Genomic DNA, 22,024 nt, shown 5'->3' with positions numbered 1-22,024 from the left:
AACGGGCAATGGTGCCCACAAGGAGGAGAATACCATGTTGAAATGCACCCTAGCTGCTATCATTCTGGCAGCCGCTTCGGCGCTGCCTGTCTTTGCCCAGGACGCGATGATGGCGGCGGAATGCGACGACGGCTCGATGATGAAGATGCAGTCCGGCATCGATGCGATGAGCGATCCTGCGATGAAGGAAAAGAAAGAAATGGCATCGAAGGAAATGATGATGGCCAAGGACTCGATGGCGGCCAAAAAAATGGACGACTGCAAAATGCACATGGACAATGCGATGAAAAGCATGGGCAAGATGTAGTTCATTGGGGCAAGGGGCGGCACATTTGCCGCCCCTCTCGTGCTGTGCAATGCGAGCCTGTTATTTGCTGTTCAATGGGACGCGATGAATCCTTGGATCACCTATGCGGCAGAAGCTGCGGGTCGTAGGTTCGAATGTCATCAACTCGCGTTACTCAACTTGGCCGCACTGCCCCACATTACCAAAGATAAACCCTTGGGATCATTCGCCGAAAAGGATGGCGCCATAGTCGGTGGCACCATGCAGGATGTGGATGATGATCACCTTAGCACGTACAACGCGGTAAAAGATCAGGTAGTTGCCGTGAACACGTCGGCGAATACCATAGTGTTCAAAGCGGGGGACGACGGCGAAGCCATTCGGACTCTCGACGAGACCGTAACAACTACTCCGGAGTTCTTGGAGGAATGAAACGGCGCGCGCGCGCTGTGGATTGTGCTCGGCAATATAATCAGCGATCTGCTCAAGATCGCGTTCGGCCTCCCTGGAAAATTCAAGGATCATACCGATTTTTCGGCCTTCTCAGCCATCGTCCGATACTTGGCGTCGAGGCGGTCGAAAACATCGCTCGCTGCCTTAGTTCGATCAGCGTCCGCATCGGCAATACCGCGCATGATGGAAGCATCCAGCGCGGCGAGCCTGGTCTCCCTATCCTGGACCAATCGCACGCCTTCACGCAGGACTTCGCTTTTCGAACCGTAGCGCCCTGTGTCGACGAGTTGCTGGACATAGCTTTCGAGCTGCTTTCCCAGATCTGCGCTGATCATGTGATCCTCCATCTATTGTAATGGCGAAGTCATAAGCCATTTATCAACTATTATCAAGGCGAGCATTCTTTTGGTGAGCTTCAGCGCCGGCAGTCGCCGCCTTGCCAGACCTGTCGACCATCTTATTGGGCCGAGCGTCATCCAGTTCGGCCACGCTGAGCGCAACGGCTAGACAAACCTATACTGGGCGCTTTTGCGATGCGAAATGAAGCTAGCATAACTGCTGGGTCGGCAGTTCATATCTCATCAAGAGCATTACATGCCTCTTTGAAACAAGGCACTATTCCATGACTTGGCCGGCAAGGCGTAATCGTTGGACATCAACGCCCGGTGACGCTCCGAATTCCCGCCGATACTCGCGATTGAACTGGGAGGCGCTTTCATAGCCAATTTCGAAGCCGATTGAGGCGACGCTTCGATGCTCTGAGAGCAGCTTCGTGCGAGCGTGGATCAGGCGGACGCGCTTCTGGTACTGGATTGGCGTCATTGATGTGGCGCGGCGGAAATGCCGATGAAAAGATGTGACGCTCATGCCGGCTCGGGACGCGAGATCTTCAACTTGAAACGGCGTGGCATAATTCTGCTTGAGCCATTCGATGGCGGTTACCACCCGCGAGATTGTGCCGCCCGCCAGGCCGATCTGGCGGATGATCGAAGCGTGCGCGCCAGTCAGCAGACGCCACATGATTTCCCGCTCGATCGCCGGCCGCAGCGCTCTGGCGTCTGCGGGCGCCTCAAGAAGGCCAAGGAGCCGGATAAGCGGATCGAGCAGGTTGTCCGAAACGGTGCTGGTCGCCGCGGTCGTCTGGATTTCTACCTCCAACGGATGGAGGCCGGTTTCGACAGCAAGGGCAGCCAACGCCGCAGGATCAAGCGCCATTTCGAAACCGAGGAACGGATCGCCTTCGCTCGCCAGCGTAACATGGGCGCTGACGGGGACATCCAGAGAGACAACGAGATAGTCTCCCGCGCGGTAATCGCACACCATATCGCCGATCGCGGTCTGCTTGGCACCTTGTGCGACAACGGCGAATGTCGGTACAGCCAAGCCAAAAAGTGGCTCTGTTTCTCGCGCCGAGCGCAACAGGCGGATACCTGGCAGCACGTTGGTCATGTAGTCCGTGCCGGTATTCCGTTCGATCAGCGCTGCAAATTGTGAAAGCTTTTCCATAGGCAGTCCCGGTATTAGCACTCAGTCCGACACGTGCTTGGCAGGAATGTGCAACAGCTTGGCAGCAATGGTCTACACCCATCGCATCGTAAAGCGATAGATAAGGGCGACTGAATTCGAACAACAGGAGGCGGCTATGTCGCTGGATTCATTTGTCACGCTCGGCCGCTCGGCACTTCGTGTCAGCCCGCTCACCCTCGGTACAATGACCTTCGGCGAGGATTGGGGCTGGGGTACGGATGCCGAGCATTCCACGGCCATCCTTGCCGAATATCTCGATCGTGGCGGCAACTCGATCGATACGGCGAACATCTATACCAATGGTCATTCAGAGAAGATCATAGGCGACTATTTCGCCGGGCAGGGATCTAGACGGGATCGGGTCGTCATAGGCACAAAGTTCTTTGGCAGCCTGCATCCGGGTGATCCGAATGGGGGCGGTGCTGGCCGCAAGTCGATGATCGATCAGTTGGACGCATCGCTGCGCCGGCTGAAGACCGACTATGTTGATATCTACTGGCTTCATAATTGGGACAGGTTCGCGCCGATCGAAGAGACGCTGCGGACCCTCGATGACTTTGTGGGATCGGGCAAGGTCCGATATATCGGCCTCTCGGATCTGCCTGCATGGAAAACCGCCGAGGCCTCCGTCCTGTCGCATTTTCGTGGCTGGACGCCGATCATTGCCCTTCAGCTCGAATATTCGTTGCTTGAGCGGACGATCGAAGGCGAACATGTGCCGATGGCTGAGGCGATGGACATGGCCATCATGCCTTGGAGTCCGCTGAAGAACGGCTTTCTGTCCGGCAGGTACAGACGCTCGGCTGCCGCGCCGACAGATGCGGCACGCGCGGTGATAACAGGCGCTCCGTCACAATCCGACTATGATGTCATTGAGGTACTGCATCAAGTTGCAGAGGAGCTCGGTGCAAGCCCAGCTGCAGTCGCGCTCGCCTGGCTCAGGACGCGCCCTGCAGTCCGTTCCTTGCTGCTCGGTGCCCGCCGCAAAGAACAACTCGTCGCAAATCTTGCAGCCTTGGACGTAACGCTCACCGATGATCATATCGAGAGGCTCTCCGCCATTTCCAAGCCAACCCTGAATTTTCCGGCGCATGTGCTGGAGACAGGCACGCCGATGCTTGGCTATGGCGGAACAAGTATAAATGGGTTCCAGACGACAATCTGGCCTATGCTTGAAAGCAGCGCTGCACGCTATTGAGAACTCGGCAACTGCCACTAGCCTTACCAGCATAAGGCTGGTGGCGCGGCTTTGCTACCGTCCTTGTCGGCCTTGGCTGAGGTCCGCACGGTTATGGACGCCTACCGGAATCTCGTCGAATGGCCAGCATCGATGCGCGACACGGCTTATTCGGTGGCGCTGAAAGCCTGTGGCGCAGCACTTGCGGCGAGATCGAAGCGGAGACGGCGCGCGGGCTGTTCGCAGCTTTCGCTGAGAAGCACGATCTGCTGGCGCCGGAGACTGATATCATCACCGCCTCCCGTCGCCGGCACGACAAAGATCCATACGTTCGCTAGGAGGCCGACATGCGCGAGATTTTGCAGCAGCTCGCAAGCAGCGCCGCTGCGATGGGTTCGACGATCCTTCAGGGCATGGAGATCGAGCGGCCGCTTGAGGTAGTGAAAGCGGCCGCACTCTCCGCAGATAGTAAGTCTCCGATTGTGCTCAGGAAATTACAACCATAAGATAAGATACCGAGAAATTCAAAACTAACCGTTGACCTCTGGCAATCATTGCCTTATTGATAGCTAATCGATCTTTTGCTTGCCGAGCTTTGTTCACCGCGCGATTGGCACCGTGCTCTAAGCGAACTTCCCTTTCAAAAATAGTCGGTTTTCGTCTGCGGAGCACCTGTTTCGCGGTTCCTCAATCTATGCTTTGAAAGGGTTCATCATGACCACCGGCACAGTAAAATGGTTTAATTCCACCAAGGGCTTTGGCTTCATCCAGCCTGACAACGGCGGTGCTGACGCCTTCGTTCACATCTCGGCTGTCGAGCGCGCCGGAATGCGCGAGCTCGTTGAAGGCCAGAAGATCGGCTTCGAACTCGAGCGCGACATGAAGTCGGGCAAGATGTCGGCCTGCAATCTGCAGTCCGCTTAATCGATATCTGCTTCCCTTTGACCACGGATGTACTGGCACTGCCGGGAGCAATTATCAGTTTAAGGCCAGGCAGTTCGCCTGGCCTTTTTCGTTTGGCTTCAAAGCCACGTCGAGGAAATTCAATGACAGAAACATATAGCAAATCTCGCCAGCGTGCCGAGACGGCCTTCGGCAATCTTCAGACGGAGTTCTTCGCCAAGAACCATGCGGCCGAAGAGCTTGAATCGCTAGTTCAGGCGCGTGATGCCAAGACCCTGAGGCTGCGCGACGCGCGCCTCGCCAAGGAGCAAACCGTCCGGATGTCGGCAACATCCGCGCTCCTTGCCAAACGATCGAAGTCCAACTGATCGTCCCAAACACTAATATCAGGATAAAGATTTGAAACACGCCAGAAACAACGAACTCACCGACCGACGCTCCGCCGCTGCGGACGCCAAGGCAGCTCTTCTCGCAGCATACCGGACCGCGAAGACCGCCGCCGAGCCAACACAAGCCGCCAGACAGGCGGAGCGCATCTCGCTTGTTGAAGCCCGGGAGGCGCGCCGTGCGGAACGGGAGCGACTGAAACTTGAGGAGCGCACCCGCCTCGAAACTCTTGCAGCCCGAGAACAGGCAGCCATCGAGGCAGCGGCCGCGGCCGAGATTGAAGCGCGACAGTCCGCCGAAAACGCCCGGATATCGCGGGTCGTCAAAGACGAGGCCGCCCGCAAGGCTGAGCGGGACAGACGCTATGCTGCCCGCAAGGCCCGGCAGGCTTAACGTGCAGGCACCCACCCTTAGAGTGGATGCAGCCGTGAAATAGATCAGGGCGCGATATACAGCCGCGCTCGAACTCACTCACTCCTAAGGAGCCTCTAATGGCAACGGACACGAACGAGCTGCAGGCAATCAATACCGCCTGGCAGATTGCGATCCAGGAAATCCTGCGAATGGTCATACGGGACATGTACCATGGTGCTGGCGAAGCGGCCTTCAGCGCCCATATCAAACGAATAGAAGAAGCGGCCGTCGACAGCATCCAGACCGACTTGAGGCTTCGCGGCACCAGCGAGTGGACGGAGATGCTCGTTAAGGAACGGGCCAGCAACTTCGTCACAACCCTCCTGACGTCCTTCACCTACGACCGGCCCTGACGACGATAGACGCTCATGGGAGCCGCTCGTCTTCACGTGAAGCGATCGCCTGCGTGAACTTTCTTCCGGTCAACGAGGTTGATCTCTCACGCGCTTGCCTAAATCATGTCCACTGAGCAGAAATAAGCCAAGCGAACACAACGCAGAAGCCTCGCAGGCATCGCCGAGCCTTCCTTCGACGCCATCATCAGCAAGGATCTTTCCGGCACAATCGTAAGCTCGAATAAGGCTGCCGAACGTATGTTCGGCTATGCGGAAAGCGAAGCGGTCGGACAACCGATCTATCTGATCATACCCGACCACCAACGGGATGAGGAAACGGATATTCTGCGCCGGTTGAAGCTGGGAGAGCGGATCGAACCGTTCGAGAGGACGCGGCGCCGCCTGGACGGGCAGATGGTCCCGGTTTCGATCACGATTTCTCCGATCAAAGGCCGGGCCGGCAAGCTCGTCGGAAATCAATTATCGCGTCAAAAATCAGTATGCCGTGGTACCAGCCGTTATCAGGCAAACGGCGACACGGTCCCGTTCGATCGAAGAATTCGAGAGGCGGGTCCGCGAAAGGATCATGGCGCTTTCCCATTCGCATGATCTTCTGTCACAGGTCGGCTGGGCCGGTGTCAGCCTTGCAGATCTCGTCGCGCATCAGCTTGAGCCGTTCCAGGCTCTCCACCCGCTTCATGTTATCGGCCAGCAAATTATGCTCGACGCTAATGCCGTCCTTGATCTTGGCATGGCCTTCCACGAACTGATTACGAACGCGATGCGCTTCGGGGCCACGGATACTGGTCGAATATGCGTTAGCTGGGGGCTGACGAGTAACGAAAATGGGATGCTTTTGAGCTCGTCTGGTCGGAGTCGGCGGAGGAAAATGCAGATTAAATAGCACAGGAAGAGGGGTTCGGGGCTTCGTCCTCGGCAAGATTGTGCCATCCGCTCTAGCCGGCCAAGAAAATTGGAGTTTCACGGACGGGGTTGATCGTCTGGAAGCTGAAGGTGCCGCTGGCACGCATTCAGATCGGGCTGGGGTCTTCGGCCTTCCCCTAAATAGGCCCAGTGGGCAAGCAGGCCAGATGTCTGCATCATCTTCGGCCGAGCGATCCCACCCAGCGCGGTAAAACCGCTTCACCGGCATGGCACTCCAAGAATCAGGATTTCTTTGGCTCCCCGCCATCCGGCGTGATAAGCACCGAACGAATGTGGTTGTGAGTTGCAAATGGCAGAAACTGAAGAATCGCCGATAAGCCCGGAAACGGTAGCCGACCTTCCTCATCTTGGGGAGGCGTTGGATGATGACCGCTTCCGACAATTCCTCGACCACGTTCCGTTCGGAGTGGCGGTGGCAGAACTCGCGTCAGACGAGGTGCTTATATACGCCAATCTTGAATTCGAGCGTTTGATAGGCATTTCGCCTGAGGACCTGCAGGGCAAGCCATGGTCATCACTCCCATTGGTGTACTCGGTGAGTGGAGACCAGGATCTCGCGAATGCCATTGTGGCTGGCGAGGAGTATTTGGGAACATTTGCGCCATCTTCCGGGACGGGGCCCCAGTCGTTCATTGACGCCTGGTCGAATACGATCGTCAATGACGCAGGAACCCCTCTCTTTCGTCTCGTCGCTATCGCGCCCGCCAACAGTGGACAAACCGGCGCTCACCTGGCCACCACGTTGACGGAAAAGGACGTGCTTCTTAAGGAGTTGCAGCACAGGGTCAAAAACAATCTTCAGATGATCACAGCGCTCATCCGCATGGAAGCCCGGAACGCGCAACATCCAGATGAAAGCGCGCGGTTCAACCAACTGGCAGGCCGTGTGGACGCGCTGACGATCCTCTACCGTTCTCTGTCCGATGCAAACGCTGACGAGACTGTCGATCTCGGCACGTATGTGAGCCAGATCGCCTCGGCGATCATGGCCGCACACGCGGTCCAGGGTATTCGGCTTGACATGAAGGTCGATACGTGGCCCGTTTCCGTCAACATTGCGATGCCCGTCGGCTTGGTCGTCAACGAACTTATGACGAACGCGCTCAAACACGCATTCAAGGATCGTGAGGGTGGTGAAATTGTCCTGCGCTGCGTCGTGGATGATGCGGGCTGCCGAATCTCGGTTGCAGACAATGGCATTGGTCTCAGCAATCCATCCGACTGGCCGCGGCGCGGTAAGCTCAGCTCTATGATCGTGCAATCGATCAAACAGAACGCCAGGGCGGACGTCCAGGTGGAGTCCCTGCCAGGGATCGGCATGAAGGTCACGATCGTTTTTGAAAAGCGGGAAGCAAATCGGGCTTAGAGCGGCATGGATCGCGTCGAGCAAAAATGGATACTCCAGGGGTATTCGGCCGGCGCTTTGTCCAGTTCCCTGCGGGGGAGGGATTTCGTGCCTTTTCAAGGCCGCCGGGTTTGGCAAGGATGTTGCGAAGTGCAGCACCCTGGTGGTGATCATCAGCGATCCTGATAGAGTCGTCCACTGACCAAGCTGCTTTGCCTCCAGTAACCACTTGTCTCCGTTGGTCGCTTGCATAAAACTCTGCCGTCGCTTCGTACACAGCCCTCTCTTTCGCTATCAAAACGATGCAGCCATTCGATCGAGTTCAGCTGTCACGGCGTCAACATAGTATGGTCTTGGGCAAAACACTGCGCGGGCAGGGAGGTCGCTATCGACGGGGTGCCTTTGGCCGGACACGATAATGATTTCGATGAGTGGCCAGCGGTTTCGAACAGCGCGTGCAAGCTTCATCCCGTCTATGCTGCCCGGCATGTCGATATCCGTAAATACGATGCTGATATCGGTGCGGGTCTCCAGTATGCGACTGCCTGATTTGCACGGCCGCGAGCACAAGGCCTTTGCTTCGTACAGGCTCTCTGCCCATCATCCCACTCATGAAAAGAAACGCTGACCCAATATCGGCGCCTGGCTCGAAACACTGCGACGGCAATGAATGTTCCGGCGCGACACATGTTCGACGGGATTCATAACGGTCGAGCCCACCGTAATTATGTGCAGGGTTGGACATGGCTGAGCCGGAGTGTGCAGCCTCATATTACAAATACCGGCGATATTACCCGTTCGGTGTGCGCCTCTATCCCGTATGAAGAGGACGATGGGCAGCCGTCACAATGCACATCTTGCTTCGGCTCTAGGCCGCTATCCCACGAGCGGCTTTATGAATGGATTTGGCATCGTTGCCATGCTCTGCCACGATTGCCTTCGCGTCTTCAAAAGCAATCCGATATTTCTTGGCAACTGAAACGGCGCTTAAAGGCGCTCCAGCACCTTTTTCGTTGGTCATTTTTGATCTCCTGGGAAATTGACCGTGCCGACCGCGAAGCGGTTAGAGAATACGCTTCCTAATGGGGCTCCTGACAGCGAGTTTCCACACCTCACCGCCAACTATCGCTTCCAGTTCTGTTGCGGCCTCGATCCCTGTCTCGCACGCCGGCCGGTTAAGGCTAAAACCAAGTACGTTTCATAACGAATAAATTACCTTGATCCCCGTGGGAACGATGTCTGCGGAACCAGCCTTGAGCCAGAGCATTTCCTTGGCGAAATCGTAAGGGCCTTCCGCTTGAAACTGTTCTTTGCCACCCTCGTCTTACCGCCACGCGTTTCTCGATCTGATCAACGCTACCGGTCGATACCGCCTGAAACCTGCCCTCGCGCTCATTGAACGTACCTTTCCCTTCGAAAATCATGCGTGGATCGCTACACTTTGTCGAACCTGAGATCTCCGGGCTCGGCGGCAACCCATCGCCACCTACGGGATAATCAGATTGACGACCAAGGCTGACGCAGACGCCAAAAAGGAAAGCCTCGTGGAGCAACTGGTCGGCTGGCTGCAAGAACGGCCGGCTGGCCAGCGTTGGGCGATCCTGCTCGCCGTCACTTTGGCTGCCCTGCTGCTTGACGTCGGCACCTACCAGCAACGGTCGTCGATGGCAGGCCTCTATCTCTTCGCAGTGACCATCGCCTGCTGGACGTTGAGCACCCGACAGGCCGTCCTATTCACAATAGCTGTCGCAATCGTCACCGGGCTACGATACCCGATGTTCAATCCCGACCCTGACTTCTGGACCGGTCTCAACAACAACCTCGGGCGATTGATTTCGTTTGGCGTCAATGCGGCGGTCGTGATGGGCCTGAAAAGGTCACATGATCGAGTAGCCTACCTGGCAACACATGATCCGCTGACCGGCGTTTATAATCGCAAAGCATTCGAGGACGAGCTGAAACTGTGGCTGACCAGTAAGATCGTAGCACGACGACCACTCCTCCTTGCCTACATTGATTTGGACGGGTTCAAGGGCGTCAACGACCAGCATGGCCATACTGCAGGCGATCAGGTGCTGACTGCATTTGCAGCGTCTGCAAACAGCTTCATGTTGGAGGGACAGATTGCGGGACGTCTAGGGGGCGACGAGTTTGCGATCGCCATACTCGTCGCGGACCACGGCGAAGCGATTAGAACGGCGCAAGATCTTCATATTCGATTGACGGAAGCGCTGTCTTTGACCGGTTATCAGGTAGGTTGCAGCGTGGGCGGACTTTTCGTCGACATAAGCGACGACCGCTCCGCGGAGCAGTTGATTATCGCGGGTGATAATCTCATGTACGCGGCGAAGAATGCCGGCAAAGGTAAAGTGCAGTTGTCGATGGTACCTCACGCGAGCAGGTTCTCTTCGAACCGAGGCTTCGGAACGCCCAGCGGAGACGAAGAGCAGAAACCTTGCCCCTTTTGTAAAACCGGCGCCTGACTCGAGCTCGGCTGCTCAAGCCAGCGTAACATTCAGGCCGCACGCCTTAGGTCGATTAACGGGCAGCGCGCAATAAGGCTCTCCGACAGCAAGCTTCGGCTGAGCACCCTGTCAGGTCATTTGGGCATCAAAGGCTCGCAGATAACGACACTGGCATCACTATAGAGGTGGTAGTTTCGATTCGTGCTAAAGGTGGGAAATTCACAAGTCTCGATGCGGTCAGGGCCCTGCATCCAGAGGCCACTTGAATGCAAGACGGAAGCTTACGAACGGGTTTACTCGTTATTCTGAAGCTAATGTAATCATCAATTTAGAGCGTCGGGCAGTTTCTTTGAATCTGACGATTCCCCTGGCTTCGATTTTATGATTCAACATGGCAGGAGGACTTGCCATGTCTCGCGCCTATTCTTCGGACCTTCGCCAACGGATTGTTGATGCGATCACGCAAGGCCAAACGCGTCGGGCAGCCGCTGCTGCTTTCAAAGTCTCGCCCGCCACGGCTGTTCGGCTTAAGCAGCGGGCGGATCGAACGGGCTCGGTCGAGCCCTCCCGGCGCGGTCGGCCCAGCGGCAGCGGCAAATTGGGCCCGGTCCGGGATGCCATTATCGCCAAGGTAGAGGCGCAACCGGATATAACCATGCCCGACCTGGCGACTTGGCTGGTAGAGCATCATGGTGTGAAAGCTGATCCTTCGAACCTGTCGAAGCTTCTTTGCCGGGCGGGCTTCAGCTTTAAAAAAAACACTGCTGGCATCGGAACGCGCACGCGCCGATGTGCGCCGGGAGCGCGATGAGTGGCGCAAACGTCGCCAACCCGCTATGCAACAGAGCCCCGGACGTCTCGTCTTCGTAGATGAGACTTCGGTCAAGACCAACATGACACCACTGCGTGGCCGTAGCATCAAGGGCAAGCGCCTTCAGGCGGATGCGCCTTTCGGCAAATGGCACACCCAAACCTTTGTCGCCGGTCTGCGCTGCGATGGCATCACGGCACCCTTTGTCGTCGATGGGGCCATGGATGGAGCCAAGTTCGACACCTATGTGCGAACTCAACTCGCACCGACGCTTGAACCAGGCGACGTGGTGATCTGGGATAACCTCAACGTCCACAAGAGCCCCCGAGCAGCGGCGGCCATCGCTGAGCGGAAGGCATGGATACTCTTCCTGCCGCGATATTCGCCAGACAACAATCCGATTGAAATGGCCTTTTCGAAGCTCAAGGCACTCTTGCGAAAAATGAAAGCAAGGACTTATGACGATCTCTGGAAAGCCGTCGGAAAGGTTTGCGACCTATTCACGCCGCAAGAGTGCTGGAACTATTTCCGCCAGGCCGGATGCGTTGCACATTAATCGCCCGAGGCTCTAGCCGGTCGAGTTAGCGGGTCGGAGGTTTCAGATCCTTTCAAACCAAACACTCGCGTACTTTACTAGCAGACAAGAAATTCGAGACGATTTTGCTCAGAGGGGTGCTTTACCAAGTCTTCTTTCAAGTATGTCTATGAAGCAGCGCACCTTCGTACCCAACATGCGAGAACTTGGGTAAACGGCATGAATGCCCAAACTTTCAGTGGCGAAATCGGGCAAAACCTGTTCCAATCGGCCACTCGTGATATGCTCCCGAAGCAGGAATGTTGGCCCATACACGATGCCGCCGCCGTCCAGGGCAGCCGCCAGCAACATCTGCATGTTGTCAGCCTTCAGGCGTGACGGTCCAGAAACCGTCACCGTCTTGCCTTTTCGGTCGGTGAAACTCCAGTCACCTGCCGACGTCGCCTTACTGAAGGCGAGGCGGTCATAGCGCCGAAGGTCCGCCGGATCGTTCGGCCGCCCATGCTTGTCGAGGTAGGAGGGAGCCGCACAGGCTGCCATTCCGCTTTCGCCGAACTTGCGGGAGATCAGACTCGAATCGGGTAGGGTGCCGATACGTATCGCCATATCGAATCCCCCTTCGATGAGATCAACGTAACGATCCTCCAGGCTCATTTCGACGAAGACGTTCGGGTAGCGCGTTGTGTATTCAGCAACTGGCTGGCCCAGATAAAGAGCGCCGAACGTGGTCGGCGCTGAAACCCTTAGCGTGCCATGCGGTTGGTCCTGCTGCTGTGAGGCGCTGCGGTCAGCCTCGTCCAGAGCGTCGAGGATGAGGATACTCCGCCGATAATAATCCAGACCGATGTCGGTCAGGTGCAGCTTTCGCGTCGTTCGCTGCAACAGCCGGACACCGAGCTCGGCTTCGATCGCGGCCACATGCTTCCCGGCCATCGCGGGAGTAATGCCGTGCGCTCGTGCTGCAGCGGCCAGACTGCCGTTGTCGACGGCGGCGACAAAAACCGAAAGTCCGACAAAGCGGTCCATCAATTCGATCCTGTGGTTATCGAGTGCATTAAATGATTAGTGGATTATCGCTCGCATGGGAACGTCATACTTAGACGATATCGAAATCACTACTGAAAGAAACGATCGATGGAAATCAAAGCAAATGGCATCAACCTCCATTTCGAGGATCATGGGGCAGGCGAGCAGACGCTAATTTTTCTTCACTACTGGGGAGGAACCTCGCGGACTTGGGACAACATGATCAAGGCGCTGAAGTCCAAGGTTCGCTCGGTCGCTTTCGATGCCCGCGGCTGGGGCAAGTCGGATCGTCCGGAAAGCGGTTATGATATTGTTTCCATGGCCAACGACGTCGAAGCCGCGATCGCTGCATTGGAGCTGAAGAACTACATCCTGGTAGGCCACTCGATGGGCGGAAAGGTGGCCCAGCTTCTTGCTTCCAGGCAACTTGCGGGACTGACAGGGCTCGTCCTTGTCGCGCCGTCGCCGGCTCAGGGCAAGTCGCTGCCTGAAGACATTCGCGAAGGCATGAAGCGAGCTTACGCGGTCGCCGAGTCGACGGCATGGACCATCGACAACGTCCTCGCGGAGATTTCCCTTTCGCAGGCAGTGCGGGAGCAGGTCATTGAGGATAGCGTGGGCGGTGCCAGCGCCGCGAAGCAGTACTGGCCTGCCGCCGCGATCTCGGAAGACGTCAGCGCGGATCTCGGCCGCATCGATGTGCCGGTTCTTGTGATTGGTGGCGAGAAGGACAAGGTCGACAGCGTCGAGCTGCTGGAAACCGTCGTCGTCCCGTCTCTGCCCGGCGCACAGCTGACCGTCATTCCCGGTGTCGGCCACTTGTCTCCTCTGGAAGCACCACACCATGTTGCCTCAAGGATTGATGCCTTCTTAGCTGGCGGAATGGTAAGCACCCCATATCCAGAAGATGTTGCGACAGCTTTCGACAGCGGGCTTAACAGCGGCAACGTCGATGGCGTCATGGCGCTCTTCCACCCGCAGGCCGTTATGCGCACGACCGACAGCTTGGTGGTCGAGGGTGGCCCAGGAGCCATCAGGAGTGAAATCGAGAAGTTGGTCTCCATGAAGCCGATCATCAAGAATACCGTCCGCCGTGTCCTAAAAAGCGGTGATATCGCGCTGCTTCTTCTCGACTGGGAGATCAGGGTCGCGTCTGACGACCATTCCAGCGTTCAGCACGGCACCGCCACCCAGATCGTCGAGCGCTCGGCGGCGGGAAATTGGCGGCTCCGGGTCTCGAACCCGCTCGGTACCGGATAACCGCCTCATGCGAAGGCTCCCTGATAGTTAGGGCGCATTGAGCGTATTTTGAATGAACGGCCGCTTGCAGGACGAGCGGTCTTTCCAAGCCCAGTCGGCCACTTGACTCCAGCACGGGTCGGCGGTTTGGAACCCCTCAACCCGAAACTTACGATTCCGCTCGGTCTGCTTCCGCCCATTGCAGTCGTGGCATGACCAGCCCATCGGCGATTGCCAGTAGAGCCTTCTGAGATCGCCGTTTTGATTATCTGTTACTGGGTGGCAGCGCGAACTGGAAAGGCAGATGGAAGACGCCGGTATCCGAAGGTATCTGGACCACGCACGTGCGAGGCTAAGCCTCTCCGACTATATGGGAGAGGTCGACGTGTTTTAGGGCTTCTTCTGCTTGCTTGACTCTACAGCCTTGGCCCCGAGCGTAGCCGGCGCTGCGACTGGAGCCGTCTTGTCCTTTTTAGGCTTGCGGACCTCTTTGTTGCTTCTAGCTTGACCCTTAGCCATCGATTCCTCCTAGTTGAGATAACGACGCATTACTGAGCAGCGCTCGAGGGAATGCAAGCTATATCTCGGCCATCGAGCCGGTAAGTGTCAGGCCGCCACATGGGCCGAGTGGCCTTCTTCGACTGAAGATCGCAGATCAAATGATATCGGTCAGTAGTTCCGACCGACACCCCACACCATGAACAAGAACGAGGCCGTAGCGGCAAGAGCTGCGATGGCGAGATTGGTATCCATGATGATCACCTGTCAATTTGTACGCTCTGAACGCGCCAAGCGACCAGATAGTTCCAAGACCGTTGGGTGCCGACATGCGAGCGCTTCTTCTCATCGATGTTCTTGCCGCCGTCGCGCGTCTCGCTGCGGCCGACGCGTCTCGCCAGTGACTTAACGGAGCGCGGAATTGGTAGCGGTGCGTCAAGCAACAGGCGGCTGTCTTACGGCCGAACAGTATACGAGGTGGTGCGATATCGGTGGCTACGCGCCCATCAATGTCGATGTGTTCGCTCAAGACCAATGATCGACGCGACTATACAGAGGCGATTGCTTGAACGTTCGTAAAACAACAGCTTTTCTGAACACCGAAGTCAGCATGTGGATCCAGGTGTTGTTGTCGAATTTCGCAGACGCCATCGCTTTGGCAGCGGCGGCACGGACGCGGGAAAGCGGGCGACGCGCAAGCTCACAGACAAAAACGGATAGTTTCGCTTCTCGCGCTGTAGTAGATGAGGCAGCGCGTAGGGCTGGTCGAGCCTGATACCTAACAATTAAACCGTGGTGCGGAGCAGAAGTCCCGCGCTGCGCTCAGAAACAGCTCGGATCAAATGAACTCTCAAAACCACGAACCAAAATCACCAAGCCGGGACACGACCGGCGCTTGGATCAAGATTCTGGCGCAATACCGGCAGCCGCGATTTGGTCGCAGCGTATTTGAGCTCGTGGTAACGGCTGCACCGTTCGCTGCGTTCTGGGCCGGAGCGTGCATCTTCATCATGCAAGGTTCGTGGCTGGGTGCCTTGCTCATTCTGCCTGCTGCAGCTTTCCTATTGCGGCTTTTTATGATCCAGCACGACTGCGGGCACGGCTCGTTCTTCGCGCGGAGAAGGTTGGACACATGGACGGGACGCATAATTGGAGTTCTGACCCTCACGCCCTACGACTACTGGCGGCGAACTCATGCCGAGCACCATGCCTCTGCTGGCAATCTTGACGAACGGGGAGTGGGTGACATCGCCACCCTGACGGTCGACGAATATCACGCCCTCTCTCCGGCAAGGAGACTTGGATACCGCTTCTATAGGCACCCTGTTGTCATGTTCGGCATCGGCCCGGTCTGGGTGTTCCTTCTAAAACAACGGCTGCCGATCGGTATGATGAGAGCCGAATTCTTGCCTTGGGTGTCGACGATGGCAACCAATCTAGCGATCGCGCTCGTCGCTGCACTGACAATATGGTTCGTGGGGCTGGTGCCGTTCCTGTTGGTGCATCTTCCTGTTGTTTTATTGGCGGGAGCTGCCGGCGTTTGGCTGTTTTACGTACAACACCAGTTTGAGGAAACGCATTGGTCAAAGGCCGACGACTGGCAATTTCCTAAAGCGGCTCTCCATGGCGCTTCGCACTATGACCTCCCGCTGGTGCTTCGATGGCTGACGGGGAATATTGGCGTTCACCATATTCATCATCTCGCTAGTCGTATTCCATACTACCGACTTCCGGAGGTACTGCGCGCTCATCCTGAATTGGCGGACATTGGCCGCATAACGCTGTGGGAAAGCATTGGGTGCGTCCGACTGGCACTGTGGGATGAACGGCGGGGCCGGCTTGTTTCTTTCCGGGAAGCCCGGAAACTGCTGGCGCATCAATAGCGGTTTCCAGCATGCGGTCGGCCATTTTATTCGCCTCACCACGCTATTTTCAGGCGGCGCGAAAGCGGCGCACATCGGGAGCCAACACGTCAACGTTCACGCGTGTGCCGCGCGCCGAGACCTTGGTCGTGCCAACTTCTTGACGACCACCTCTAGCCGGGCTGGACATGTATCTGTAGGGGCACCTCTGATGGCGTCAGTCATTTCGTGCAGACGAAATCCGCGTTTACGTCGTCTGCTTGGATTTGAGGGTATCGTTCCCAACCAACACAATAGTGACACTGTTGTTTGCGCTCAGAGGTCTCAGTAACAATCAAAAGTGAGAGAATACCCGGCTATTGTCCTCCTCCTTGGGCTGGCAGTGGATGTAACCTAACGGGGAGGTGATCTATTTTGCGTCAAGTCAACGGCTTGGCATTACCGACTTGAAAGGTGCGGTGCAGAATATATGTTTGCAACACGTCAGAGCTCGATCAATCTCGCAGCGGTGAACTTGTCGGTAATGAGCGTATCGATGACACCGGCTCGAAGTGCTCCAGCGATCCAAATCGTCTTCTTCGGCCCCCCTGCGAGGCCGAATTTAACGGAACCATATCCTGCATTTTCTAGGTAGTTCTGGCATTCGGCGGGCTGGATGGTTTCGACCAGCCTGCCGATATGGCGCCACGTGCCGTCGATGTTGCGCTTTTGCGCGTCTCTCATCCAGTGTTTGATCTTGGAGAAGGCCTGTTCGATCGGATTGAGGTCCGGCGAATAGGGCGGCAGGAACCAGAGCCGCGCACCGGCAGCTTTGATCAACTGACGGATGGTTGCCGACTTGTGGCTGCCGAGATTGTCCATTACGACGATGTCGCCCGGCTTGAGCACCGGCACCAGCTGCTGTTCGACATAGGCGCGGAAGCACTGGCCGTTCATCGGTCCTTCGAAGACACAGGGTGCTGTCAGCCGATCGTTTCTCAAGGCGCCCAGGAATGTCAGCGTGCGCCAGTGGCCATGCGGTGCAAATGCCGCAGTCGCTTGCCTTTTGGACCCTAGCTCCTGATCGGCGACATGTTGGTCTTGATCCAGGTCTCGTCAATGAAGACCAGCCATTCGGGATCGAGATGATTTTGCAGGGCCTTCCACCGCTGTCTTCTGCGAGCGACGTCGGCACGCGCCTACTCAAGGGCGAACAGCGCTTTTTTTTTGGAGCGCAGCCCTTCGCTGGGGAGGAATTCCCAAATCGTATTGTGCGAGACGGAAATACCCCGCTCGGACAACTCCGCCTTCGGGCCATGGAGTGTCACGTGCTGGTTCTCGGCGAGCCGTTGCACAATGATATCGCGATGTGGTTCGAGTATGCGCTTGCGGTAGCCGCCCATCTTGCCGGGATGAACCGATCCGGTCGCACGATGGCGCTGCGACCATTTCACGACGGAAGACGCGGCGATTTCAAACCGCGTCGCCACTGAACGAACGCTTTCGCCACTCACTACGGCGGCAACAACGCGCTCGCGAGGATCATTCGATATCGGTGCGGTCATTGGATGCTTGCCTCCATCCAGCCAGCATCAATGAATCAGAAGAAAACTGATTTGAATCGCGTTCGATTCAGAAAAACGCGGAAACGCTAAGCCTTCTCCAGCCGTGAGTTCCATAATAGAGTCCTATGTCGCGCAATGACATAAAAAAGAGAGGGCTAATCAAGCCAGTTAAGGGCCGGCGGTTCGATTCCATTCAATCTGCTGGAAAGGTTTCTTCCCAGGAAAGCGATGGCTTGTCCCGGCGCTACGCACTCCACCTCATGAGTAGTCACATGCTGCATTCGTGCAGAAAACTTCAAGCAACCGGCTCTGTTGTTACGTGTCGCGAAACCTTCGCTAGAGTAGAGCCAAGGCGACGATCAGAGCCGGCGCCATCACGAAGCATCCGATTTTCAGGAATGACAGCGCGCTCACGTGGACCCCTTCGCGTCTGAGAGCCGCCAGCCACAAAATTGTCGCAAGGGATCCCGTTACCGAAAGGTTGGGTCCGAGATCAACTCCGATGAGAACCGCGCCCGCCACCCGATCGGAAACGTGCGCTAGGCCAACGGCACTACCGGCGAACAGCCCCGCGGGAAGGTTGTTGACGACATTCGATAACAACGCCACGCTAACCCCTGCGACTGCAATTGCTCGTGTTTCGGAATGAGCACTCAGGGTTTGTAACGTCTGTGCGAGCATCGCTGTTACGCCTGTCTGGTTGATAGCCTCCACGACAACAAACAGACCCGCGACCAGTGGTATAACACTCCAACTAATCTCACGGATGATGTGAATTGGACTTTGCCGGACAACGGAAAGAACAATCAGCGTTGTGATTGTGCCGGCAATGAAGGTGGGAATGCCCAAGTCCAGATGGGCGCAGGACGCCCCCAGAAGGACGATGGCGGTAATGACCAGCCCTGCGCCGGCGACGAGAGCCGGTAGCGAAAGATCGGGGCGGGGAATGTCGATGGCCAACGTCTCGCAAGAGAGCGCCTTACGCTGGGTAAGGTAAAGGGTCACAAATGTCGTGATGATCGCTCCGATCGAAGGCGCAAGGAACGTTGTCATCCAGCGACCCAGCGATGGCATCTCGCCGCCGGCGAAAATAACCAGGTTCGCCGGATTCGAGATCGGCAAGACGAAGCTTGCGGCGTTGGCGATAAACGCGCAGATCAGTAGATAGGGGAGGGGGTTGTCGACCTTGGCCGCACGGCAGGCGGCGTACACTGCGGGCGTCAGCACTACCGCCGTCGCGTCATTAGACAACAGCGCTGTGACGATGATGCCAACTCCATAAACTAGGAAGAACAGCTTTTTTGGAGAACCGTCCGCGCAAGAAGTGGCGATAGCCGCAACCCAACCGAACAGGCCTTCCTTGCGCGCAAGTTCTGAGAGCAACATCATCCCGATCAGGAAAAGATAGACGTCGGTCCCCTTCGTGACGCCCGTCCAAAGCTCGTCAGGCGTAAGAATTCCAAGCGCAAGGATCAAGCCTGCGCCTGCGACAGCCCATATCGCCTCGGGAAGCCGGAAAGGGCGCACGACGACACCAGCTGCCGTCGCGGCCGCGATTGCAAACGTATAGACCGATGGGTTCATCTTGTTTCCGATCTCGAGTTTCAGGCCGCTTTCTGGACGGGGGTCTGGTCGGGGTGGGGCTTGTTCGTTCGGCGGAGGCCGTCAAGCAAGAGGTAAATGATCGGGGTCGTATAAAGGGTAAGCAATTGGCTGACCAGCAGGCCGCCGACAATTGCGTATCCGAGCGGCTGCCTCAGTTCAGATCCCGCTCCATGCCCAATGGCAAGCGGCAGCCCCCCAAGCAGGGCCGCCATCGTGGTCATGAGGATCGGTCGAAAACGCATTTCCGCCGCTTGGACAATTGCCTCCTCACTCCTAAAGCCATCCCGCTCGGACTGTATGGGAAAATCAACGAGCATGATGCCATTCTTTTTGACGATCCCGATCAGCAGAATGACTCCAATCATCGCAACCAGCCCAAAATCAAACCCCGCCACATTCAGAGCGAGCAAAGCTCCGAGACCAGCGGATGGGAGTGTGGAGAGGATGGTGAGCGAGTGGATCAGGCTTTCATAGAGAACGCCAAGAATGATGTAGACGACGATGAGTGATGCAAGGATCAGGAGCGGCACGGTTCCGAGGGAATCCTTGAATGCTTTGGCGCTTCCCGAAGAACTCGTCTGTAACGGGGCCGGCGGATGCATTTCGGCCACGGCGGCTTCGATTGCCTTTGTGGCCTCTCCCAGAGCGACATTGGAAGCAAGATTGAACGAGATCGTGACGGATGGGGACTGATCCTGGTGAGAGATGGAGACGGGTGAAGCGCCATCTGTCGACCATTTAGCGACGACGGAAAGCGGTACCGGCGTGCCGTTGCTTGCTCGAACTGAGAGCCGGTCCAATGTCGCGATGTCGCGATGTCGCGCTGCAGGCTCGGAAGGACCTCGAGGATGACCCGGAACGTGTCGGTCTGGGTCGAATAAGACGCCACCTGACGTTGCCCAAAGGCGTCATAAAGCGTGTCGTCGATCGTTGAGGGAAGCACGCCGTAAAGGGTGGCGGCCGCGCGATCGATTTTGATCGAGAGGTTGGGCGCCTTCGCCTGCTGATCACTGCCGACGTCGTGCGATTCCTCGGGGCTTTGAAGTCGGCTCGTTATTTTCGACGCCCATTCGCCAAGCTCGGCGATATCGCCGTCCTGCAGGGTGAACTGGTATTGGGTCTTGGCCGGCCGCGCGCCGATATTGATATCCTGGGCGGATTGCATGAAGAGCGTGATGCCCTGCTGGGCGTTGAGCGCGGTCCCAGGCCGGTCAATGACTTGCTTGGCGCTCGCATCGCGCTCTACAAGCGGTTTCAGAGTAATGTTGACGTGGCCCTGGTTGAGAGCATTGCCACCATTGCCGCCGCCGATATCCATGAAGACCGAATAGACCGCGGGATCTTTCATGATGATGGCGCTGACGCGCTCCTCCAGCTTTGCCATTTCGGCAAAAGAAATGTCGGGCGAAGCCTGAGACAATCCGCCGATGAAACCGGTATCCTGTTCGGGGAAAAAGCCCTTGGGAACGATGAAAAATAGATACGCTGTCGTGGCAAGGGTGGCGATGAACAAGGCAAGCGTCAGCAGGCGATGACGGATGAAGGGAATTAGTGATCTGATATAGGCCGCCGTCAGTCTCTCGAAAAACAGCTCGCCCGCGCGGTAGAACCATCCTTGTTGCGATCGCTCGATCGGGCGAATGAATTTCGAGGCCAGCATCGGCGTCAGCGCAAGCGAAAATAGCGCGGATATGATTATGGCAATCGTCAGCGTCAAAGCGAATTCGCGAAATAGTCGTCCGACTGGGCAGAGGTGAGCTTGCCCGTCGCGGCAAGCGGTTGAACCAGATGCTTGATCATGCCCGCTTCTCCGTGAAAGTTGCCGAGTAACGCGCGCCATCGACTTTAGTTTCAATCATACGCGCTACTCCCTTAGACCTGAGCCACCGATGCAATTTATCGAGCGCGTCAGCGTTCGGTCCCGCCATGTGACTGTAGGAAGGCGACGGCCTACCAGAGACAACGATTGACAGGCTAACGGCCCTCAATGTGGAAGCTGGAGACCACGTTAAAAGAAACGTCCTCTCCGGCTCCCCCAAACTTGTTAATTAAGGCAGTGCTGAGCACGAGAGCCGACTACGGCTTCATATGACGCAAGGCCTCTTCCATGGGGCCACCATGCGGCCGAGGGCCGGGCGGGGGGCGTAGCGCGTCGGTCTTCCCATCTCCATGCACGATATAGCTCGCGTGTACAAATCCGTCTTCAAACCTGCCCTGGACGCTGACGGGTTCGCCGACCGCGACGAGCTTCCCATCATCCCCGGCAGATCCGGTCTCGATCAGCGCTCGGCCGCTGTCGTCCTGCACGATGAACTTGTTGCCATAGACTTCTGCAACATTGCCCTTGATCGTTACGATGCTGCGACCATCTTTGAGGCTGGTGATTACGACGGGGGCAAGTGGCGCCATTTCGATGCTTGGTCTGGTAAGTTTCATCGCTGTTGCACCGCCTGCCGCGCCGACTGCCAGGACGGCGAAAGCCGAGATGGCGAACGCGGCAAAGTGTTTCGTAGGCCGTTTGCGGGGGCGGGGCTTGTGGTCGGGGTGAGCTTCCGGAGTGTTGTCTTCGATGGACATCGCGTGTCTCCTGTTGGTTTCGACAGGCTGACGATACGACCGTCGGTCCACACACAGACTGAATGGCGCGGTTCAGTTTCAGTTAAGCGA

The 22,024-nt window shown here is 56.9% G+C and carries 21 protein-coding genes and 5 pseudogenes; 15 read left to right on the top strand and 11 right to left on the bottom strand.

Annotated elements, in window-relative coordinates:
- Positions 1-34 precede the first annotated feature (34 nt).
- Positions 35-307 (top strand): hypothetical protein, encoded by a 273-nt coding sequence (locus tag P3R82_RS06795; RefSeq protein ID WP_112991152.1) that lies wholly within the window; start codon positions 35-37, stop codon positions 305-307.
- Positions 308-508: 201 nt separating this feature from the next.
- On the opposite strand, the gene P3R82_RS06790 is transcribed toward P3R82_RS06795, so the two are convergent.
- From P3R82_RS06790 to P3R82_RS06780, 3 genes are all read right to left on the bottom strand, one after another.
- Complete coding sequence (locus P3R82_RS06790) at positions 509-811, bottom strand: type II toxin-antitoxin system RelE/ParE family toxin (protein WP_283193554.1); 303 nt, start codon at positions 809-811, stop codon at positions 509-511.
- Positions 808-1,074 (bottom strand): type II toxin-antitoxin system ParD family antitoxin, encoded by a 267-nt coding sequence (locus P3R82_RS06785; RefSeq protein WP_111564684.1) that lies wholly within the window; start codon positions 1,072-1,074, stop codon positions 808-810. Before P3R82_RS06785 ends, P3R82_RS06790 begins: the two co-directional genes overlap by 4 nt.
- A 280-nt stretch (positions 1,075-1,354) precedes the next feature.
- Positions 1,355-2,245: an AraC family transcriptional regulator gene (locus tag P3R82_RS06780; protein ID WP_111565402.1), complete on the bottom strand. Its 891-nt coding sequence runs from the start codon at positions 2,243-2,245 to the stop codon at positions 1,355-1,357.
- A 136-nt stretch (positions 2,246-2,381) separates the two neighbouring features.
- Between P3R82_RS06780 and P3R82_RS06775 the strand changes: the two genes are divergently transcribed.
- From P3R82_RS06775 to P3R82_RS06730, 10 genes and pseudogenes are all read left to right on the top strand, one after another.
- The gene (locus P3R82_RS06775; protein WP_112949838.1) at positions 2,382-3,464 is read left to right on the top strand and encodes an aldo/keto reductase; all 1,083 of its coding nucleotides are present in this window, start codon (positions 2,382-2,384) and stop codon (positions 3,462-3,464) included.
- Positions 3,465-3,515: 51 nt separating this feature from the next.
- Positions 3,516-3,781 (top strand): annotated as a pseudogene (locus P3R82_RS06770) (DUF982 domain-containing protein).
- Between the two features lie 9 nt (positions 3,782-3,790).
- Positions 3,791-3,949, top strand: coding sequence for a hypothetical protein (locus tag P3R82_RS06765; RefSeq protein WP_162724619.1), 159 nt, complete (start codon positions 3,791-3,793; stop codon positions 3,947-3,949).
- Between the two features lie 208 nt (positions 3,950-4,157).
- Complete coding sequence (locus P3R82_RS06760) at positions 4,158-4,367, top strand: cold-shock protein (RefSeq protein WP_018902430.1); 210 nt, start codon at positions 4,158-4,160, stop codon at positions 4,365-4,367.
- Positions 4,368-4,489: 122 nt separating this feature from the next.
- Positions 4,490-4,714 carry a hypothetical protein gene (locus P3R82_RS06755; RefSeq protein WP_112436315.1) on the top strand — a complete coding sequence of 75 codons (225 nt, stop codon included), beginning with the start codon at positions 4,490-4,492 and terminating at the stop codon, positions 4,712-4,714.
- Positions 4,715-4,745: 31 nt separating this feature from the next.
- A complete protein-coding gene (locus P3R82_RS06750) occupies positions 4,746-5,126 on the top strand; it encodes a DUF6481 family protein (protein ID WP_111565399.1) in 381 nt (126 codons plus the stop codon).
- Between the two features lie 98 nt (positions 5,127-5,224).
- Positions 5,225-5,500, top strand: coding sequence for a hypothetical protein (locus P3R82_RS06745; protein WP_111565398.1), 276 nt, complete (start codon positions 5,225-5,227; stop codon positions 5,498-5,500).
- 156 nt (positions 5,501-5,656) lie between these two features.
- Positions 5,657-6,091: pseudogene (locus P3R82_RS06740) on the top strand (PAS domain S-box protein); the annotation flags it as partial.
- Positions 5,988-6,386, top strand: a complete 399-nt coding sequence (locus P3R82_RS06735; protein ID WP_283193553.1) for a sensor histidine kinase — start codon at positions 5,988-5,990, stop codon at positions 6,384-6,386. The pseudogene P3R82_RS06740 and the gene P3R82_RS06735, both read left to right, overlap by 104 nt.
- A gap of 330 nt (positions 6,387-6,716) precedes the next feature.
- Positions 6,717-7,793, top strand: coding sequence for a histidine kinase dimerization/phosphoacceptor domain -containing protein (locus P3R82_RS06730; RefSeq protein WP_112949840.1), 1,077 nt, complete (start codon positions 6,717-6,719; stop codon positions 7,791-7,793).
- 847 nt (positions 7,794-8,640) lie between these two features.
- Here the strand turns inward: P3R82_RS06730 and P3R82_RS06720 are convergent.
- A complete protein-coding gene (locus P3R82_RS06720; protein ID WP_181459385.1) occupies positions 8,641-8,793 on the bottom strand; it encodes a hypothetical protein in 153 nt (50 codons plus the stop codon).
- Between the two features lie 481 nt (positions 8,794-9,274).
- Here P3R82_RS06720 and P3R82_RS06715 point away from each other — a divergent pair, with 481 nt between their 5' ends.
- Together P3R82_RS06715 and P3R82_RS06710 are read left to right on the top strand one after the other, a co-directional pair.
- Positions 9,275-10,255 (top strand): GGDEF domain-containing protein, encoded by a 981-nt coding sequence (locus P3R82_RS06715; RefSeq protein WP_112436317.1) that lies wholly within the window; start codon positions 9,275-9,277, stop codon positions 10,253-10,255.
- 391 nt (positions 10,256-10,646) lie between these two features.
- A protein-coding gene (locus P3R82_RS06710) for an IS630 family transposase (protein WP_283193551.1) occupies positions 10,647-11,604 on the top strand; the annotation gives its coding sequence in 2 pieces (ribosomal slippage) (positions 10,647-10,988 and positions 10,990-11,604; 957 coding nt in all).
- Positions 11,605-11,712: 108 nt separating this feature from the next.
- Here the strand turns inward: P3R82_RS06710 and P3R82_RS06705 are convergent.
- Positions 11,713-12,609, bottom strand: coding sequence for a LysR family transcriptional regulator (locus P3R82_RS06705; protein WP_112436318.1), 897 nt, complete (start codon positions 12,607-12,609; stop codon positions 11,713-11,715).
- Between the two features lie 108 nt (positions 12,610-12,717).
- On the opposite strand from P3R82_RS06705, the gene P3R82_RS06700 reads away from it, so the two are divergent.
- Positions 12,718-13,869 carry an alpha/beta fold hydrolase gene (locus tag P3R82_RS06700; protein WP_112981808.1) on the top strand — a complete coding sequence of 384 codons (1,152 nt, stop codon included), beginning with the start codon at positions 12,718-12,720 and terminating at the stop codon, positions 13,867-13,869.
- A 1,319-nt stretch (positions 13,870-15,188) separates the two neighbouring features.
- A complete protein-coding gene (locus P3R82_RS06695) occupies positions 15,189-16,229 on the top strand; it encodes a fatty acid desaturase (RefSeq protein WP_283193550.1) in 1,041 nt (346 codons plus the stop codon).
- A 462-nt stretch (positions 16,230-16,691) separates the two neighbouring features.
- Here P3R82_RS06695 and P3R82_RS06690 read toward each other — a convergent pair.
- The 6 genes and pseudogenes from P3R82_RS06690 to P3R82_RS06665 all read right to left on the bottom strand — a co-directional run.
- Positions 16,692-16,802: pseudogene (locus P3R82_RS06690) on the bottom strand (sugar-binding transcriptional regulator); the annotation flags it as partial.
- 6 nt (positions 16,803-16,808) lie between these two features.
- Positions 16,809-17,752, bottom strand: a pseudogene (locus P3R82_RS06685) (IS630 family transposase); the annotation flags it as partial.
- A 336-nt stretch (positions 17,753-18,088) separates the two neighbouring features.
- Positions 18,089-19,336 (bottom strand): arsenic transporter, encoded by a 1,248-nt coding sequence (locus P3R82_RS06680; RefSeq protein WP_283193549.1) that lies wholly within the window; start codon positions 19,334-19,336, stop codon positions 18,089-18,091.
- A 20-nt stretch (positions 19,337-19,356) separates the two neighbouring features.
- A complete protein-coding gene (locus tag P3R82_RS06675; protein ID WP_283193548.1) occupies positions 19,357-20,157 on the bottom strand; it encodes an efflux RND transporter permease subunit in 801 nt (266 codons plus the stop codon).
- Between the two features lie 89 nt (positions 20,158-20,246).
- Positions 20,247-21,197: pseudogene (locus P3R82_RS06670) on the bottom strand (efflux RND transporter permease subunit); the annotation flags it as partial.
- Between the two features lie 236 nt (positions 21,198-21,433).
- On the bottom strand, positions 21,434-21,934 hold the full coding sequence (locus P3R82_RS06665) for a hypothetical protein (RefSeq protein WP_112436322.1): 501 nt from the start codon (positions 21,932-21,934) through the stop codon (positions 21,434-21,436).
- Positions 21,935-22,024: the final 90 nt, after the last annotated feature.

The organism is Rhizobium sp. AN80A, from assembly GCF_030053015.1.
Lineage (GTDB): Bacteria > Pseudomonadota > Alphaproteobacteria > Rhizobiales > Rhizobiaceae > Rhizobium > Rhizobium metallidurans.
This window is presented reverse-complemented; position numbering and strand designations above follow the sequence as displayed.